Genomic DNA, 16,294 nt, shown 5'->3' on the forward strand with positions numbered 1-16,294 from the left:
TCTACGATTTTCAGTAAAATTGGATGCAAAAAAATAAGCACCCGAAGATGCTTATTGTTGACGCATTTGAATTATTGATACCAGCCAAATAATTTCAACAGATATGGCATAAAGGTCACGATCAACATCGCAGGGAACATCACCATCAGTGGCAACAGCCAGCGCTCAAAGCGATAATAGAATGACATGTGACGTACCTCAGCATCGGCTTCGGCGACCTCTGCATCTCCGATCGACTGCCGTGCCAATAGCTGATTCAGTGCCACAGGTGGCGAAACATAACCGAGCTCAAAGCTAATCAAGGCAATCATCCAGAAGTGAATCGGATGAATTCCATATTGATATGCCACAGGCGCAACCGTTGCCGAGATCAAAATCACCGCACCGAATGGATCCATCACCATGCCAACAAAGACCATCAAGATCGCTAGCATGGTCAGTGCCATTAAAATACTATTTAAATCGGTTGGCATCATTTCCATGATTTTTATCATTTCTAAATAGCCACCCACGCTTACCGACAGTGCCATGAGTATTACTAACGCACCAATATGCCCAATGGTCTCAAAGGTCGCAAAACTGACCGATTTAAAGAAACCAATATTTTCACGCGGCTCATGTGTCGGTGCATTGGCATGCTCATAGTCTTGTAAAGACTCATCCCAATGCCCTGTTGCAGGTTGAGGCTCAGGTGCTTTGCGCAGTGAGTCAAACAGCACCATTGCCAATAGAATAATCGGCATGATCACTTGTGCAGTAAATTCATTCAGATTGGTGTCCAAGGCAAACTTATAAAATGCCCAAACTGCAATCGCAATCACGATATATGGCGACACAGGTACCAAGGCTTTGGCAGAGTTTGGAAAAGCCACCGCAGGCGAAGCGATACGGAATTTCTCTTTGGCGAGGATCAAAGAAATAATCAAAAACAAAGTTGAAGTGAGGACAAAAACCCAAACGCCATAATGATAAAGTTCATCAGATTTCACTTGCTTATTTAAAGAAGCAATCACTACGATCAGCAAACACGGACGTAACACCACGCCCAGTGAGCCTGACATTGCCGCTGCGGCAATCGCATATTGACGGCGACCACCCGCATTCCACACTTCACGGTAGATGATCGCACCTGCAGCAATCACGAAAATGCCCGATGCGCCTGTATAAGCTGTTGGCAAAGCTGCTGCCAAGAGAATCAACCACGTCAATGTCTCAGGGGCAAAGTTCCACGGACGCAAAATATTGAGAAATAAATCGACCACTCGAGTACGCTTGAGCAGCATCCCTACCCAAATGAAGAGTGATAAACTCAAAAAGATACTTGAAAACTCGATGAGCTTTAAAAGTCGAATAGCCTGCCCCATTGGATAATTCATAAAAAAGGTAAATACAATACCTGTAAGAATTGCCATGTAAGCATAGAGTGGCACACTTAAGAAAGCTAAACCAATCCGACCACCTCCAGTTGCAGATGTTGGTGGTCGAATGAGCTTGACTAGGCTAATCAAAGTAAGAAGCCCAAATAGAGCAAACCAGATTAAGTAAATAATGTTCAGACCAGTTTCAATTTCTAGACCCGAATTCAATTCTGATCGATATTGGAAATATGTTGCACTCAACAAGAATGCATTACCGATCACCATAGCCACACCATAAACTTTATAGTCTAGTTTCGTGCTCGGTGCTCTTAGTCCAATATGGTGAATATTCAATGTTGCAACAACAGATGAAATCGCAAACATCAACATTAAAACGATTGAAGCGTGATCTGTTCCGAATTTAACGATCCATGAGAAGCCCGTTTCAAACGCCCGATAGGTGCGCACGCTTGGATGTGCATCCATATGTTGCAAAGTGCGATCATAAAATTGATGCTTTTCTTCACAAGACTGCTGTCCTGCGAGTATCGATTCACGCACCTCTTCTTCAGATGCCACACCAAAGAAGTCCGCAAACTCATCATTTTTGTTTTCTGCCATCTGCCGTTGTACCGCAGCATCTACATCGATATTGCGTTCACAGCTTGGCTGTTGTGGCTCTGCCCGTAGAAATGAATATTGCATTCCCGTATCAGGATCGCCATAGAGCTGTTCACCGACTCGGAGTAATTGACCGTGGATCATCTCCCCCGTGCCAATAATCAAAGTCAGTAACAATAAGAAAAAGATCGCAATGGTCGATAACCATTCAAAGCCATTGCGAGGCTTACCTGGATCATCTTTGTGCGCATCGTGCGAATGATTGTCTTGCATAAGTGTCCTACTATTGCAAAAGTCAGTCGTAGGACATCATCCCTACGCTGAGCATGTGCTTGTTGTTTTTTACTTCCATTCGATGCTTATCCCAGCATCAATCTTCCCAGTACATGCTAATCTGCATGAGTTTTTAGAGCTTGAACATTGTCATTTTCAAATTATTTCAGTTATTTGAGTCAATCCGAGCCACAGTGGCACTGCGACACACTATTTTGGTTTTTGAAAGGTATAAAATAAAGCCAGCGCCCATTTTGGACACAGTTTATTCCAGACCAATATCAGCGCAAGTACCAACAAACTCATCAACACACCCAACTGATGTGCCTCGATTAAAATCGGACTCCCAATCATGCGCATCGTTGCCGACAGCTCGCCAACCGTCGCTTCCCAAAGCAATTTCGCCGTCAAACCCAATAATATTAAGCCAGCGAACCAGCGCTCACGGGTAAATCGTAACGATAATAAAGCGGCAACCGCATACAAACCGTGCAACACCCCAGAAAATCCAACATACGCCTCAATCTGAGGAAAGCCATAATAAAATGCCAAACTGATCAAAATCGGCACAACCACGATCATCAGTAGCAATACACGGGCTCGAATATGATGAAAAATAAAAGGAAAACAAATAAACGCAATCATATTCAGCAAATAATGCATCCAACCCACATGCACCCAATGCGCTGTCAAAAAGCGCCAAGGCTGACTCGGCATCAACTCACGAAAATAAATAAACAGATCAGGCGCAAATTGTAAGACCGCACTCAGTGCTGCACTGAGTGTAATCAATATCAATTTGCCCTGTTCTCGTTTCATGCGCAACCTACTTGAATCAGCCATTTTGCGTAAATAGATTGAATAGATATATTTAAAAATCAAAATATTAACGCAATCTTTGATTTTTTAGCATAACACAAACTGTATCGGTCTACCTATGCCAAAACCGTGAAGATTATTCTCCTGCTGGTGTGGTCGATTCGACCTCATCCGCTGCCTGTTTGACTGCTTCGGCAGCTTCAGACACTTCCTCACTGTCTGCCTCCACTGGTTGGGATTCTATTGGTTGAGCTTCATCAGAAACGCTCGCATCTGCAACTGCATCTGAGACCGTATCCGTATTATCCGTCACTTCAGTAGTCGCCACTGCATCAGTTGAGGCATCCGCACCCATTGCATCGAATAGATCGTTACCTAAATCACCCAGACCGTCATCAGGCTGTTCATCCCAAAATGTGGTATAGCCACCATCTGCCATACGCACCCCTGTATTTTCTGTCCAATAGCGGTCGGCAACAGCACGTACCATCAGCCCCGACATGGTATTCACCAAACGATAGTCTGGATTGACGGCTTTGTCTTCACCGAGTGAATTGCCATAGGCACGTAATGCCTCACGAATACGAGCAGGGTCGCCACTGGCTTGAGCTGCCACGGCGTAAAGCGCATGCGGTAGGCGTACACCTGTGCGTTCACCGATCGCCATCGAATCTCGCAAGGTCTGCTGTGGATCAGGTTTACCTTCCTCAGCACCAGGCAGTAATTGCCAAATCACTGCACGAGTCGCATTCGGTGCGCCCCAAAATTGCGTATTGTCCAAACACGCCATGCCTCGTTCGACAATCGCTGCAATATCTTTAGGCACTTCGACTTCGCCACCAGAGTTGATGTCATTAGTCACGGCTTGTAATCCGCTCAGCATGCCAAGCAGATAGACGGTTTTATCAATGTCCTTTTTCATACTTGGGCAAGAGTCACCCAATCTGAATTTATACTTATTTTCCCAGCGCTCAGCAAAAAGCTGATAGCCTGTATATTGTCGTTTTGCTGCAATCGCAGACCAACGTTTTTGTTCGATGCGTGCATCTTGTGCCTCAGCGACATTGCCCGCTTTGGCTGCCCGTAAATAGCGTAATTCGGATTCTAAAGCCTCACTTTCTGCACACATACCTGCTGAGGTGTAGAGTAAGACCGCCATTTTGGTGGGATCAGCGCCCATATCCTTGGTCGCCATAATGGCTGGCGTCAAGGCATTGCCCGATGCACATGCCATATCCGCATCATCCATCGCCAGAATCGGCGGGACAATATGATTTTCACTAAAACGTAGGGCAACATTCGCTCCAGACTTGATGACATGCGAACACCCTGAGAAGGTGACCGCAGCAGTAACCGCCAGCGCCAGACCTTGGCACATTCGTTGGACCTTAAACATAAATAGACGTCCTCTATCTCAATTCATCATTATTTTTCAAATTTCCCTATGCGAACTAACATAACAAAGCCTATTTTTGTTGAAAAGACCGCTTTGTCAAAGTTCACTGGCAGTATAGTCAATTTAACGTCTAGTTCAAATATTCATCAACAATAATTTCTGTGCAAAAAGTCGCTTTTTTCTTATTTTTACTTACCAAGTTTTCATGTTAGTGCTTTGATACTCGCTTTTTGATGTTTGCTTCTTGATGTTGCTGTTTAATGTTTCAGGTTCGTGTTTGAATTATTCAGGAGATGACGTTTAACGGCATTGCTTTTCAAGTTGCCAATATCGTTCTTCCGCCTCGATCTGTAGCGTATCGGTCTGGCTGGCATCAACCGTTTTGGTCAGTTTGCCATGTGTATACCATTGCCATTCGCCGATCGGCTCGTACTCGCACTCATTGCAACGACTAGCTAGCGTGATTTGTTCAAGCTCTTGGTGCTGGTTAAAGTGATAACTTTTTTGAATGACGATTGGCACACCTTCAAACTGCTCCTCGGAAAATGAATATTCGATGAATGACTTGATCTGCCCTGCATCATTGAAATAATAATGCGTGCCAACGGGCAAGGCATAGGCAGTATCAAACTTGCCTTGATAAATCACCTGTCCTTTCACATTGCGTATCAACATCAAATATGGATAGCGCAACGTGTCCAAGCGAATGTACTGCGTACTACATGTTTGGGCAAAAGTCGTATTGTGGACGCATAAAAAAAGTAGCAACAGCATGAATTTCATCATCTTGTTCACCTGCTCATTTTGTACAACTACCCATAAAGCCCAAGATCACAGTTGAGTACGTTGTCGAAATATATAGATATTTCATTTTATCGACCATGACAATTGATTCTATTTTTTTCGTTGTTGGAATAGCCAATCTCTTACACCTTTGAGTTGATAGGCATAATCAAAGGAATACATGTGCTCTGTACCGCCACCCGTTGCACCTTTGGGTGGGACTGTATTTGGACTAAATTGCACAAAATTAATCGCTTTACCTTGCTTGATTAAGGCTTGGATTTTCTGCTCTTTTTCTTGATCAGGTAACTGTGCCGAAAACTCAGTCTGGGCAAATTCAACCTGATCGGCGTTCAACATTGCGCCCACTTCACGCATGCCTTTTGATGCTTTTTCATCACCAGCAGAGACGATATAAAAGAATTTTTGCTTGGCAAGTGGTTGTAAAACATTAATATCCCACTGGCTGCCAACAAACAGCGATGCGGCAAAAAAATCAGGATGTGTCGCATTCAAATAAAAGGAAATCATGCCACCCATCGACTGCCCTGTGGTATAGATGCGATTTCGGTCAATCGGATATTGTGCAATCACAGCATTTAACAGGCGAAATGAAATATCGACCTCATCCGTGGTTTGCCATTGGTCATTGACACCTGCTTCAGGTCCAGAAAATGCAGGCACCAAGACAAAACTTGGATTTTGCGCTTGGCTCTGTTCAGTCGCCCAAATGATTCCCCCATAGCCTTGCATTAGTGGCGCAATCGCACCCTTGCTTACCGTGCTGGCATCCGCAATAAACTGCACCAGCGGATAGCGTTTGGATGGATCGTAATTTTTTGGGATATACAAGTTGTACATCATGGTCTTGCCCGTCACTTTATCCTGAAATGACAGGGTTTTAAACTGCGGTGCAATCTCTGCTCGCATCTTGAGTAGCGTGGTATCATAAGATTTATCCACACCACCATACGATCGATCCCACGTGCTTGTGAAGATGTTGCTTTGTCTGTCGCTGTGTTGGCTGTCGTCATCGTAGTTGTTGCCGTACTTTGAGAAGTTGTACTTGACTGGCATGCCGTCAAGCCCAAAAGTGCTATAGACAGTGGCATCATGTGTAGTGACACCGAACCTAAACCCAACTTTCGTTTGAATCGTTTATCCATGTCGGTCTCCTCTGATCTAGTGTGTTCTACGTTATGCTTCTCATCATATCAGCAAAGCACTCAACTCAACTCAACTCAACTCAACAACCATTAAGCAATCTTATAGTCAATGATCACAGGGGCATGGTCGCTAAACCATTGTTCTTTATACACCCAAGCATTGACGGTGCGGTCTTTCCAGTCAGGTGAGCAAGCATGGTAATCAATGCGCCAACCGACGTTATTGGCACGGGCTTGACCTCGGTTCGACCACCACGAATACAGCTCGGCTTCTTCACGAACCACACGGAAAGTATCGACATAACCCAAATCATCATAAATATGATCCAGCCACGCACGCTCGTGTGGCAGACAGCCTGACGATTTTTGATTGCCTGACCAGTTTTTAATGTCGATGCGCTTATGCACGATGTTGTAGTCGCCACAGACGATGATGGATTTATTTTGCTGACGCCAATCACTTAGAATTTGTTCGTATTTTTCTAAAAAAATCTCTTTGCGAGCTTGCGCCTCATCACCCGATGAGCCAGATGGCAAATACAATGAACAGATAAAGACATTTTCAGGTAGACCTAAATCAAACTCGGCACTGACAAAACGCCCTTGTGTATCGGCAAGTTCAAAACCTAAACCATTGGTGATGCTGACAAAAGGCAGACGACTATACACCGCTGTGCCTGCATAGCCTGATTTTTCTGCTTCAAACATATGCACATGCCAGCCTTCAGGCTTAAACGCATCCGTCCATTGATGTTCGCTAATGCGTGTTTCTTGCATACAGACCACATCGGCTTCGGACTGTTCGAGCCATTCAAAAAAGCCTTTTTTATGTGCAGCACGCAGTCCATTCACATTGATTGAAACCACACGTAAAATTTTTGTCTCACTTGGATAGCTATCCTTTGGTATCATGCCGAGCAGTATCCTTATTTCAGATTCACATTTCAAAACTGGAGCATAACACATGACGACCAATACTTTTCAAGCCCAAGCATTTATCGAATTGGCATTATCCCGTGGTGTGCTCAAGTTTGGTGAATTTACCTTAAAGTCTGGTCGTGTCAGCCCGTATTTCTTCAATGCAGGCTTGCTCAATGATGGTGAAGCATTAGCACTGCTTGCCAGTGGCTATGCCGATCAACTCATGCATTGTGAAGGTGTAGAAGTGATCTTTGGACCTGCGTACAAAGGCATTCCGTTTGTAGCAGCAACCGCTGTGGCATTGGCGCAGAATCATCAAAAAAGCGTGCCGTGGGGCTTTAACCGCAAAGAAGCCAAAGATCATGGCGAAGGTGGTGTCTTGGTTGGTGCCAGCGTTGCAGGAAAAAAAGTCTGGATCATTGATGATGTGATCACCGCAGGCACAGCGATTCGTGAAGTGGTCACGATCTTAAAAAATGCAGGTGCAGAAATCGCAGGTGTATTGGTGGCGTTAGACCGCCAAGAACGTGGTCAAGGTGAATTGTCCGCGATTCAAGAAGTGCAAAAAGAACTGAATATTCCAGTACATGCTTTGATTACCATGACCGATTTGATGGATTATTTAGAGCAAAAAGGTGAAACGTCGTCTTTGGAAAATATGCAGGCGTATCGTCGCCAATATGGTATTTAAGGATTTTTAATTATTAACAATCAATGATTTGAAAAGCAAAAACCACAGCACGATAGTTCGGCTGTGGTTTTTTAATGCGCTCAAGATTTTGCAGAACGAATATTTTGAAAACTTATGAGCAAACAGGTGCGAGTTTTTCAACACGCTTATATTTCAGCTGTGCAGATTTACCTTCTGGTAGACTTTGCTCAAGGATCAAATCCGTCGCACTCAAAGTATGAATGGTCAAGGTTTGCGTCACTTCGCCATCTTCACGGATTTCGACATTTTTGCCATTCACGGTGTAGTCATATTCTTCTTGATCGACGGGTTCGTTTGATGCATCTTCGCAGTCGAATGCATACATGGTGATTTTACCATTACGAAGCTCAGTCACGTTGGCAATGCCATCGTCGACTTTGTTATAAGCCCAGAAACCATCTGCTGCGCCAGCAAATACTGAAGTACTTGCCACAGTCAATAGCGCTGAGCATGCGAGGGAGAACACAGCTTTTTGTTTGAATTTCATGCGAAGTCACCTTACAAAAGTTAACAATTCGCAAATCATAAGTCACTCTGCAAAAATGTCTAGTATTTAGACAGAACTGCTCAGTCTGATTTCTCAAGCTGAGCTTTCATCATGTGATCACATTTGTTGGGAATCCAAACGACTGTGCGCCAAATTTCAACGTGCACCGACCCAATGCGGATAAATCGGTTGTTGCTTTGTGAGATCATTCAATTGCTGTAGATGCTCCTCGTCGAGTTGCCAATTGATCACATTCAAATTGTCGAGCAATTGCTTTTCATTTCTCGCACCGATAATGACATTACTCACGGTCGGTTGCTGTAAAACCCAGTTTAAAGCCACTTGTGCAATGCTCACCTGATAAATCTCAGCCAATTTTTCTAATAAATCCACCACATCAAACAGTAACTCATCATTAATTGGCGGTGCGCCAAGATCTCCACCAGACTGGATACGCCCTTGTTGCATTATCTGATCACGACGAATTTTCCCTGTTAAGCGCCCCCAACCCAGCGGACTCCATACCATCAACCCCATCTGTTGATCGATCAATAATGGTTGTAACTCTTGCTCATAATCTCGTCCAATCAGTGAGTAATAGCCCTGATAAACCACATATTTTTCAAGATTTAATCGCTCTGAAATTGACAAAGATTTCATCAATTGCCATGCGGCAAAATTGGAACAGCCGATATAGCGCACCTTGCCACTTTGCACCATCGACTCTAAAGTGCGTAAAGTTTCTTCAATCGGTGTGCTGGCATCAAAGCCGTGCATCAAATACAGATCAATATAATCCGTTTGCAAGCGTTTCAGGCTGGCATCTAAGGCATTGTGCAAATGAAAACGAGACGAGCCCTGATCATTTGCACCTTCGCCCATTTTAAATGTCGCTTTGCTACTAATGATGGCTTGTTCACGTCGCCCTTTGAGTGCTTCACCGAGTACCGCCTCAGCGTCACCTTGAGAATAGACATTGGCAGTGTCAAAGAAGTTCACTCCATTCGCAAAGCACATATCAAGTAAGCGTTTTGCTTCTCGTACATCGGTTTGTCCCCATTTGCCAAAAAAATCATTACTGCCTGCAAATGTCGCTGTACCAAAACTCAGCGCAGGCACTTTCAAACCTGAATTGCCAAGATTACGATAGATCATGTTCCTCACCCTTTTTCATTGGAATGCTGAATAATCTACCCTGCACCTCAGCCTGACCAAAGGAGCTATGTCACAGCCAAGATGTGATAAATATCACATGCCAAATATATAATATTGATTTTTAACGATTTAAAGTGAAAATTAAGATGCTGATATTCTGAAGTAAATGCTTGGCTTTTACAGTGCTGCCTGCTCACTGATGATTCTGCTTAAGGTCTCCCGAGAAATCCCTAGATACGACGCAATCATGGTTTTGGGAATGCGATCAATCAGTCCAGGATAATCCTCTTGTAAACTATGTAATCGTTCCTGTGCTCGCCCACGTACAAAACATAAAATACGCTTTTGGAATAGCATGTTTGAGGCTTTTTCGAGCTGATAAAAATATGCCTTAATCTCTGGAAACTCAGCACATAACTGCTGTTGATCTGTAAAGGAAAGGCTCCAAGCGACACAAGACTCGATACACTCCACATTAAATTTAGAAGCGGTGTGACACTCGAAGGCTTCAAGATCGGTGATCCACTGCCCTTCGAGCGCAAACTGAGTAATAAATTCTTTGCCCTCAGTCGAAAGATTGGACAATTTCATCACGCCTTGGCTGATCAAAAAGCGCAAACGCACCTGATCATGCTGATGAATGATGATTTGATTTTTCTTAAAGTGATGCAGGTGGAAATAGGATTGAATACGCTGAAATTGCACATCATCGAAGTCCACATACTGCTGTAAATGGGCTTTTAACATCTGTGCATGATTCACTGTATTTAACATCGTTATTCAACTCTAAAATAAATACGTTCTAGCCTTTGTCTAGGCTAATTTACTGTCCCATCGTGTTATTTTTTAACATATTCGGCTGTTCATCCACTCGGATAAAGTTGCGCATCAGCGCCTTGGCTTTTGGTGCAAAACTCTGCATGGTGGAAAACTTGATCTGATTATCTCGCACTTCATTATGGGTTGCCAAATCTCGATTATTCTCACTACTACCAAAGGCAAAACCTCGATCGGCATTACAATAACGTCGATTGCCATTGCGTGAAGCCAGCCAAATTTGTGGCTGTTTGCTCACTTGATCCAGCACAAACACGTTGTTCAAGATACGATTAAAAGTCGGTGCTTGATGACGAATCGTACCGCCTTCACCACAGTTCCGATAGAGAAAAATTGCCCCATTTTTGGCATTGATAAAGCGATTATCTTGAATCACATTGTACGCCGAACCATCAATCGCAAGCACTTCACGGGATTTGGTCTGCACATTAAAGACATTGTTTTTAATCAAATTATTTGCACTTTCTGCATCCAGATAGAGTGCCAATGCCTTGGATTGCCCAATAAATTGACTATTTTGCAAAGTGACATGATGTACTCCAGGTGCAAAATACATCATATTGCTGTCGCCTGCCCGCAGGATCAGCCGATCTAAGGTAATGGTGTGTGGTGCAGCGGCTTGTGCGCGTTTGCTATGTCCCGCCTGTTGCGAAGACTGTTTAAGCAATTTACCTTGACCGTTTCTCGCCATACCTTGTATACGTAGCGCATTACTGATGTCACAATTTTTAATCTGAATATCATGCGGTACAGACCAACCCGTTTTGCTTTGTTTCGATGTAATCAATACTGATGGCGATGCAAACTTTGCTTGTAGTTTTGCACCTTGACAATCAAGGCTGGTATTCGAGGCAGTGTCTCCTTCAAAGATCAGTTGCTTATCGACTTTGGCATGCTTGGGTAATGTTAAATGACAATTGATTTTGACCGACGTATTTTGCTTGGTCGCTGGTGCCAGCACATCGTTTAAAACCTGTGCCATGCAATTTTCCACCTTGGCAAAGCTGATCGAACTACTCACCAATAAAACAGCACATCCCGCCAATTTTCCTAGGCATTGTTGATGTTTCTTATGATTTTGCATGGTTCATCCAATTCACATCTGATTTTTTTAACTTAGCAGAAATGACCAACAATACAAGGGAGATACTGTCTATTCCTTGATGGCTTCGGTCTGAAACCAGTGTTTTTAAAGTTGTATTGTTTTGATTAAGATTTTTAAAATCAGTGTTTTAGAAATTGCCAAATCACTAAGCCTGCAATGATCGCAGGTACAGCAAATACAATCAGTAAAATAGGGAGCTCTTGACTCACGCTATAGCCCGCTTTTGATACACCGATCCACATATTGATCAAGCTCACCACAAGCCATACTGGAATAAAGGCTTTTGCAGCCATAGCATATTGCGGTGCGTCGACACCCCATAATTTCCCAAAGAGCAAAAACACGCCGAGCAATACAATGCCACCGCCGATCACCATTGCCATATGCATGTTCAATCTCCTTTTTAAATCATGATTAGCTTACTGTTTGTTTTTTATTTCGAAAAAGTACGGTCACCGAGATGATGACCGCTCTCGAAAATCTTTCAATTATTTTGTGGTATAACCACCATTGACTAAGATCGTCTGCCCAGTCATCCACCACCCATCAGAGACTAAGAAGCGAATCCACGGCACGATATCTTCAATATCTGTCAAACCGGTTTTAGACTGTGGTGAAAGTGCTGCAGCAGTTTTGTGATATGCCACAGCATCTTCGCCTTCCGCAGGATAGAAAAATGGCGTATCCATAGGACCAGGTCCGATGGCGGTGACAGAGATACCACGATCACCAACTTCTTTTGAGACTGCACGGGTGTAATGTTCTACAGGGGCTTTGGTGCCTGCATAGGCTGCATAAAACGGTGTATACGCACCAAGTAATGAGGTGACAATGGTACAAATCTTACCTTGGTCGCTGACATTTTTCGCTGCTTCTTTGAGGAAGAAAAATGCAACTTTTGAGTTCACATCACTCATTTCATCAAATTCGGCTTCACTGATTTCCGCTATTGGCTTTTTCAGCACTTTACCCACGGTATTGACCGCAATATCGATTGAGCCCATGGCTTGTTTTGCATCAGCAAAGAGCTTTTCCACTGCATCCGCACGACGTAAATCATACTGAAAGGCAAATGCTTCTGCGCCTGCTGCTTTAATCGCTGCGACAGTATTCTCTGCATCTTTAGCTGAACTTTCACTGTTGTAATGAATAGCAACGGCTTTAGCACCTTGTTTGGCGAGATCAGTCGCCAATAAACCACCGAGGTTTTTTGCGCCACCTGCGATGAGTATAGTTTTACCTGTGATGTCGTGTTGTGACATGTTGAATCCTTCTACATTTTTATGGAGGATTTTTATACTAGATCACAATTTATTGCCTTCATAGTGGATAAAATTGAATATATTATTCAAAATGTCTGCATAATCATTCAGCTTTATTTTGAGCACATTATGGAAACGATTGAACGCTTGAGAACTTTTTGCTTGGTTGCAGATAAACAATCCTTTGCCCAAGCTGCCAATCAACTTGGCTTACCACGCTCGACTGTGACCTATACCATTCAGGCTTTAGAAAAAGAATATGAAGTGCTATTGTTTTATCGCACCACACGCAAAGTCACACTCACCCATGAAGGTGAACTTTTTTATGACGAGGCAATGCGACTTATCAGCCAGCTCAAAGAGCTCAATCGCTTTAAAGCACAAATTCGCCACCAACAAGGCAAGATCAGTATTGGCTTACCAAAGCGCATGGCAACGCAAATCCTCATTCCACATCTACATGAATTTTATGAAAAATATCCTGATGTTAAAGTCTTGATCAATGGCAGTGATGACTTTTCCAATTTGCTTGAAGATCAGCTGGATTGCGTAGTACGAGTCGGTGCTGTGCAAGATGATTATTTGATTCGTCGCCCTGTTACAGAGGTTTCATTTTCAACGCTTGTTTCGCCAAGCTATATCGAAAAATTGGGCGCACCCACTGACTTAAACGCACTCGAAGCGCACTTTGCTGTGGACTATCATGTAGCGAAGAACTATGCGGAATTTAGCGTTTTGGACTTTCATGATCAAAAAGTCAAAATCCCATATCGGCTGTTAGTTGAAAATACCGAAGCTTATATTCATGCAGGTTTGGCTGGGCATGGCATGATCCAGATTCCTTATTTTGATGCCAAAAGTCATATCGACAATGGCGCATTGGTTCCAATCTTTACCGAGATACCTGCGCTCAAATTGCCAATTAACATTTTGCTCGCTGACCGCAAATATCGCCCTAAATATTTGCAAGATTTTGTCGAGTGGTTACAACCATTGTTAATCAAAAACTTGTGTTAGCTCATCACTCGATATGGTTACAGAAGCACGACTTTTCTTTTTTGCGTGCTATGTTTTACTGCTTGAAAGTCACTGCAAATAGCCACTTGTAAAAAAGCCATTTATAAAAATCAATGAGGAAAATAGATCATGCAAAATATCGATGCTGAACTGCCAAAAGAATTACTTGATGAATTGATGCAGTTGATTGCGAGCCAAGGGAAAATTGTAGCAATTAAGCATTTGAGGGAGCATAGTGATTATGGCTTAAAAGATGCCAAAGACATCGTTGATATGCTTGCACAAAGTGGCGAACTGTACAATAAACTTGAACATTCTGATGAGCCAAACGGTAATTTTGAGCTGTATGAAGTGCAAGCACCGAGCGAGTTTAAAACCCTGCGTCTGGAACATGACACCCGCCAATTATTTGTGCATTTTCAACAAGGTGGTAAAGCGCAAATCGATGAGACACACCCAAAATGGGATGAGATCATGCAGCATTTTTACAATAAAACTTACCCCAATGTCGACGCTGTATTTCAAGATAAAAACCGACATTCACATTTATTTGGCAAGGTTTTCCAAGATGCATTGAATGCGCGTGCTGGTGATCGAATCAGCTCACATCAGCAAAGCAGCAGTATCGGTTTTCAATCTGCTCAAGATCTAGACAACGAACCTGTGCGCCGTCAAGCAGGCGTCGAAGATCTCACCAAATCCTCAGGGAAAAAATGGATCATCATTGCTATGCTGATTGTGGTGATTGCGCTTTTACTCATCATATTTCGCTAGTTATTCCTGAATTTGATACGAGACGGGTTTTTAAAAATTCAAGAAACACCCTCACTTTGGCAGGTAGCAACCGTGTCTCTGTCAGCGCATACACAGGTAAGGCATCACCAAACCACTCTGGTAGGATGGGAACTAAGCGAGTATTGTTCACATCATCTCGAACCACATCATACGGTGTAAAAATAACCCCTTTTCCAAGTATTGCGAGTTGTTTAGTCATGCCCACATTATTGAGCACAAATCGAGATCCTATTGTGACGTCAACCACTTCTCCTTTGTTAGAAAGTTTCCAGTGCATATTATTTGGAAAACTCAAACACTCATGGTTGACAAGAGCATTCGGGTGCTGAGGTATCCCATGTTGCTCCAAGTACTCTGGGGAAGCGAATAATTGTCCTTGAAATTGCATAAGTTTATGGGCAATGAGATGTGAGTCAGGCAGATTTCCCATACGAATGACCACATCAATATTTTGTGCAACCAAATCAACCAATCTAGGAGTAAGATCAATTTCGAAATTAATACCTGGGTAATGTTCTGCAAATTCTACTAATAATGGTGTTAAAAAAATGGTTCCAAAATCAACAGGTAAAGAGATTCGTAATATTCCACTTGGTTTAGATAGCATCTCACCTAATTGTTCATGTGCAAGTTTTGCTTCACTGACAATACGTTTACAGCGTTCAAAATAAATACTCCCAGCCTCCGTCAGCTCAACTTTTCGAGTCGTACGATGCAGTAACCGTAACCCTATCTCTTCTTCCAAATGACTAATTCTTCTAGAAAGTGTTGAGCTCGGCATCTCTAAATTTTCTGCGGCTTTACGAAAACTCATGACTTTGCAGACTTCTACAAATAATGACATATCTTTCAAAAGTTCCATCTTAATTATCCCAGTTATGCATCAATTAATTCCATTTTAATATATTTATCCACACAGTAAATCAATACATAATAGATTCATACACAGGAAGCCACACTTCCTACCCCACAAACCGATAGAGGACATCAAAATGACTTTTAAACGATTTACAAGTGACGATACCGCACTACTCTTAATTGACCATCAAATTGGTACCATGAGCTGGGTTAATTCAATTCCACTTGAATACATGAAGCGCAACGCCATTATGCTCGCTAAAACTGCAAAAATATTGAATATTCCGACTGTTCTGACTTCAAGTATGGAAGAGTATGCCCAAGGTCCTTTAATGGATGAGCTAAAGGAAATTTTACCCGCAGAATTTGAAGCACGCATCCAGCGCTTAGGCATCGTCAATGCTATGGATGATGAGAATTTTGCAACAGCAGTAAAAGCAACTCAACGTAAACGTATTATCATTGCAGGTGTTACTAACGATGTATGTACTGTTTACCCAGCATTAACCTTACTTGATCAAGGCTATGAGGTTCAAGTTGTAGCCGATGCAGGCGGATCGCCAAGTAAAATGGCTGATGATATTGCATTACAACGCATGCTCAAAGCTGGGGTAACTCTCACTAGCACCAATCAATTAATCGCCGAACTCACAGGGAGTTGGAGCACTCCTGAAGGCATGCGGATTGTACAAGAAGTCGTTATGCCCGCATTGCAAGGCTAAACTGAAT

17 protein-coding genes are annotated in these 16,294 nt (G+C 43.0%); 4 read left to right on the plus strand and 13 right to left on the minus strand.

Going from position 1 to position 16,294, the window contains the following annotated elements; translation table 11 throughout:
* Positions 1–71: 71 nt before the first annotated feature.
* The 6 genes from BLQ60_RS09890 to BLQ60_RS09915 all read right to left on the minus strand — a co-directional run bounded on the left by BLQ60_RS09890 (position 72) and on the right by BLQ60_RS09915 (position 7,328).
* Positions 72–2,252 (minus strand): TRAP transporter large permease subunit, encoded by a 2,181-nt coding sequence (locus BLQ60_RS09890; RefSeq protein WP_092619685.1) that lies wholly within the window; start codon positions 2,250–2,252, stop codon positions 72–74.
* A gap of 210 nt (positions 2,253–2,462) precedes the next feature.
* Positions 2,463–3,071, minus strand: coding sequence for a rhombosortase (rrtA, locus tag BLQ60_RS09895; protein WP_092619688.1), 609 nt, complete (start codon positions 3,069–3,071; stop codon positions 2,463–2,465).
* Between the two features lie 136 nt (positions 3,072–3,207).
* Positions 3,208–4,467, minus strand: coding sequence for a hypothetical protein (locus tag BLQ60_RS09900; RefSeq protein WP_378235179.1), 1,260 nt, complete (start codon positions 4,465–4,467; stop codon positions 3,208–3,210).
* A 300-nt stretch (positions 4,468–4,767) separates the two neighbouring features.
* Positions 4,768–5,253: a hypothetical protein gene (locus BLQ60_RS09905; protein ID WP_092619691.1), complete on the minus strand. Its 486-nt coding sequence runs from the start codon at positions 5,251–5,253 to the stop codon at positions 4,768–4,770.
* Between the two features lie 108 nt (positions 5,254–5,361).
* Positions 5,362–6,327 carry a carboxylesterase family protein gene (locus tag BLQ60_RS09910; protein ID WP_092619694.1) on the minus strand — a complete coding sequence of 322 codons (966 nt, stop codon included), beginning with the start codon at positions 6,325–6,327 and terminating at the stop codon, positions 5,362–5,364.
* Between the two features lie 179 nt (positions 6,328–6,506).
* Positions 6,507–7,328 carry an exodeoxyribonuclease III gene (locus BLQ60_RS09915; protein WP_092619697.1) on the minus strand — a complete coding sequence of 274 codons (822 nt, stop codon included), beginning with the start codon at positions 7,326–7,328 and terminating at the stop codon, positions 6,507–6,509.
* A 52-nt stretch (positions 7,329–7,380) separates the two neighbouring features.
* On the opposite strand from BLQ60_RS09915, the gene pyrE reads away from it, so the two are divergent.
* Complete coding sequence (pyrE, locus tag BLQ60_RS09920; RefSeq protein ID WP_092619700.1) at positions 7,381–8,028, plus strand: orotate phosphoribosyltransferase; 648 nt, start codon at positions 7,381–7,383, stop codon at positions 8,026–8,028.
* A gap of 112 nt (positions 8,029–8,140) precedes the next feature.
* Here the strand turns inward: pyrE and BLQ60_RS09925 are convergent, their stop codons facing one another.
* The 6 genes from BLQ60_RS09925 to BLQ60_RS09950 all read right to left on the minus strand — a co-directional run bounded on the left by BLQ60_RS09925 (position 8,141) and on the right by BLQ60_RS09950 (position 12,895).
* The gene (locus BLQ60_RS09925) at positions 8,141–8,536 is read right to left on the minus strand and encodes a hypothetical protein (RefSeq protein WP_092619703.1); all 396 of its coding nucleotides are present in this window, start codon (positions 8,534–8,536) and stop codon (positions 8,141–8,143) included.
* 156 nt (positions 8,537–8,692) lie between these two features.
* Complete coding sequence (locus tag BLQ60_RS09930) at positions 8,693–9,691, minus strand: aldo/keto reductase (protein ID WP_092619706.1); 999 nt, start codon at positions 9,689–9,691, stop codon at positions 8,693–8,695.
* A gap of 177 nt (positions 9,692–9,868) precedes the next feature.
* Positions 9,869–10,465, minus strand: coding sequence for a Crp/Fnr family transcriptional regulator (locus BLQ60_RS09935; RefSeq protein ID WP_092619709.1), 597 nt, complete (start codon positions 10,463–10,465; stop codon positions 9,869–9,871).
* Between the two features lie 49 nt (positions 10,466–10,514).
* Positions 10,515–11,612, minus strand: coding sequence for a right-handed parallel beta-helix repeat-containing protein (locus BLQ60_RS09940; RefSeq protein WP_092619712.1), 1,098 nt, complete (start codon positions 11,610–11,612; stop codon positions 10,515–10,517).
* Positions 11,613–11,752: 140 nt separating this feature from the next.
* On the minus strand, positions 11,753–12,022 hold the full coding sequence (locus BLQ60_RS09945; RefSeq protein ID WP_092619715.1) for a hypothetical protein: 270 nt from the start codon (positions 12,020–12,022) through the stop codon (positions 11,753–11,755).
* Positions 12,023–12,121: 99 nt separating this feature from the next.
* Positions 12,122–12,895 (minus strand): SDR family oxidoreductase, encoded by a 774-nt coding sequence (locus BLQ60_RS09950; protein ID WP_092619718.1) that lies wholly within the window; start codon positions 12,893–12,895, stop codon positions 12,122–12,124.
* Positions 12,896–13,024: 129 nt separating this feature from the next.
* Here BLQ60_RS09950 and BLQ60_RS09955 point away from each other — a divergent pair, with 129 nt between their 5' ends.
* Together BLQ60_RS09955 and BLQ60_RS09960 are read left to right on the plus strand one after the other, a co-directional pair.
* Complete coding sequence (locus BLQ60_RS09955) at positions 13,025–13,912, plus strand: LysR family transcriptional regulator (RefSeq protein ID WP_092619721.1); 888 nt, start codon at positions 13,025–13,027, stop codon at positions 13,910–13,912.
* A 129-nt stretch (positions 13,913–14,041) separates the two neighbouring features.
* Complete coding sequence (locus tag BLQ60_RS09960; protein ID WP_092619724.1) at positions 14,042–14,686, plus strand: hypothetical protein; 645 nt, start codon at positions 14,042–14,044, stop codon at positions 14,684–14,686.
* Here the strand turns inward: BLQ60_RS09960 and BLQ60_RS09965 are convergent.
* On the minus strand, positions 14,673–15,569 hold the full coding sequence (locus BLQ60_RS09965) for a LysR family transcriptional regulator (RefSeq protein WP_092619727.1): 897 nt from the start codon (positions 15,567–15,569) through the stop codon (positions 14,673–14,675). The two genes, BLQ60_RS09960 and BLQ60_RS09965, sit on opposite strands and share 14 nt — an antisense overlap.
* Positions 15,570–15,699: 130 nt before the next feature.
* Here BLQ60_RS09965 and BLQ60_RS09970 point away from each other — a divergent pair, with 130 nt between their 5' ends.
* Positions 15,700–16,287: an isochorismatase family protein gene (locus BLQ60_RS09970; RefSeq protein WP_092619730.1), complete on the plus strand. Its 588-nt coding sequence runs from the start codon at positions 15,700–15,702 to the stop codon at positions 16,285–16,287.
* The last annotated feature ends 7 nt before the right edge of the window (positions 16,288–16,294 follow it).

This window comes from Acinetobacter marinus (assembly GCF_900096915.1).
Classification (GTDB): domain Bacteria; phylum Pseudomonadota; class Gammaproteobacteria; order Pseudomonadales; family Moraxellaceae; genus Acinetobacter; species Acinetobacter marinus.

Bases quoted from the DNA above. Each gene is read 5' to 3' on its own strand.
- BLQ60_RS09890 (WP_092619685.1), bottom strand. From the start codon at position 2,252: ATGCAAGACAATCATTCGCACGATGCGCACAAAGATGATCCAGGTAAG.
- rrtA (WP_092619688.1), bottom strand. From the start codon at position 3,071: ATGAAACGAGAACAGGGCAAATTGATATTGATTACACTCAGTGCAGCA.
- BLQ60_RS09900 (WP_378235179.1), bottom strand. From the start codon at position 4,467: ATGTTTAAGGTCCAACGAATGTGCCAAGGTCTGGCGCTGGCGGTTACT.
- BLQ60_RS09905 (WP_092619691.1), bottom strand. From the start codon at position 5,253: ATGATGAAATTCATGCTGTTGCTACTTTTTTTATGCGTCCACAATACG.
- BLQ60_RS09910 (WP_092619694.1), bottom strand. From the start codon at position 6,327: ATGCCAGTCAAGTACAACTTCTCAAAGTACGGCAACAACTACGATGAC.
- BLQ60_RS09915 (WP_092619697.1), bottom strand. From the start codon at position 7,328: ATGATACCAAAGGATAGCTATCCAAGTGAGACAAAAATTTTACGTGTG.
- pyrE (WP_092619700.1), top strand. From the start codon at position 7,381: ATGACGACCAATACTTTTCAAGCCCAAGCATTTATCGAATTGGCATTA.
- BLQ60_RS09925 (WP_092619703.1), bottom strand. From the start codon at position 8,536: ATGAAATTCAAACAAAAAGCTGTGTTCTCCCTCGCATGCTCAGCGCTA.
- BLQ60_RS09930 (WP_092619706.1), bottom strand. From the start codon at position 9,691: ATGATCTATCGTAATCTTGGCAATTCAGGTTTGAAAGTGCCTGCGCTG.
- BLQ60_RS09935 (WP_092619709.1), bottom strand. From the start codon at position 10,465: ATGTTAAATACAGTGAATCATGCACAGATGTTAAAAGCCCATTTACAG.
- BLQ60_RS09940 (WP_092619712.1), bottom strand. From the start codon at position 11,612: ATGCAAAATCATAAGAAACATCAACAATGCCTAGGAAAATTGGCGGGA.
- BLQ60_RS09945 (WP_092619715.1), bottom strand. From the start codon at position 12,022: ATGCATATGGCAATGGTGATCGGCGGTGGCATTGTATTGCTCGGCGTG.
- BLQ60_RS09950 (WP_092619718.1), bottom strand. From the start codon at position 12,895: ATGTCACAACACGACATCACAGGTAAAACTATACTCATCGCAGGTGGC.
- BLQ60_RS09955 (WP_092619721.1), top strand. From the start codon at position 13,025: ATGGAAACGATTGAACGCTTGAGAACTTTTTGCTTGGTTGCAGATAAA.
- BLQ60_RS09960 (WP_092619724.1), top strand. From the start codon at position 14,042: ATGCAAAATATCGATGCTGAACTGCCAAAAGAATTACTTGATGAATTG.
- BLQ60_RS09965 (WP_092619727.1), bottom strand. From the start codon at position 15,569: ATGGAACTTTTGAAAGATATGTCATTATTTGTAGAAGTCTGCAAAGTC.
- BLQ60_RS09970 (WP_092619730.1), top strand. From the start codon at position 15,700: ATGACTTTTAAACGATTTACAAGTGACGATACCGCACTACTCTTAATT.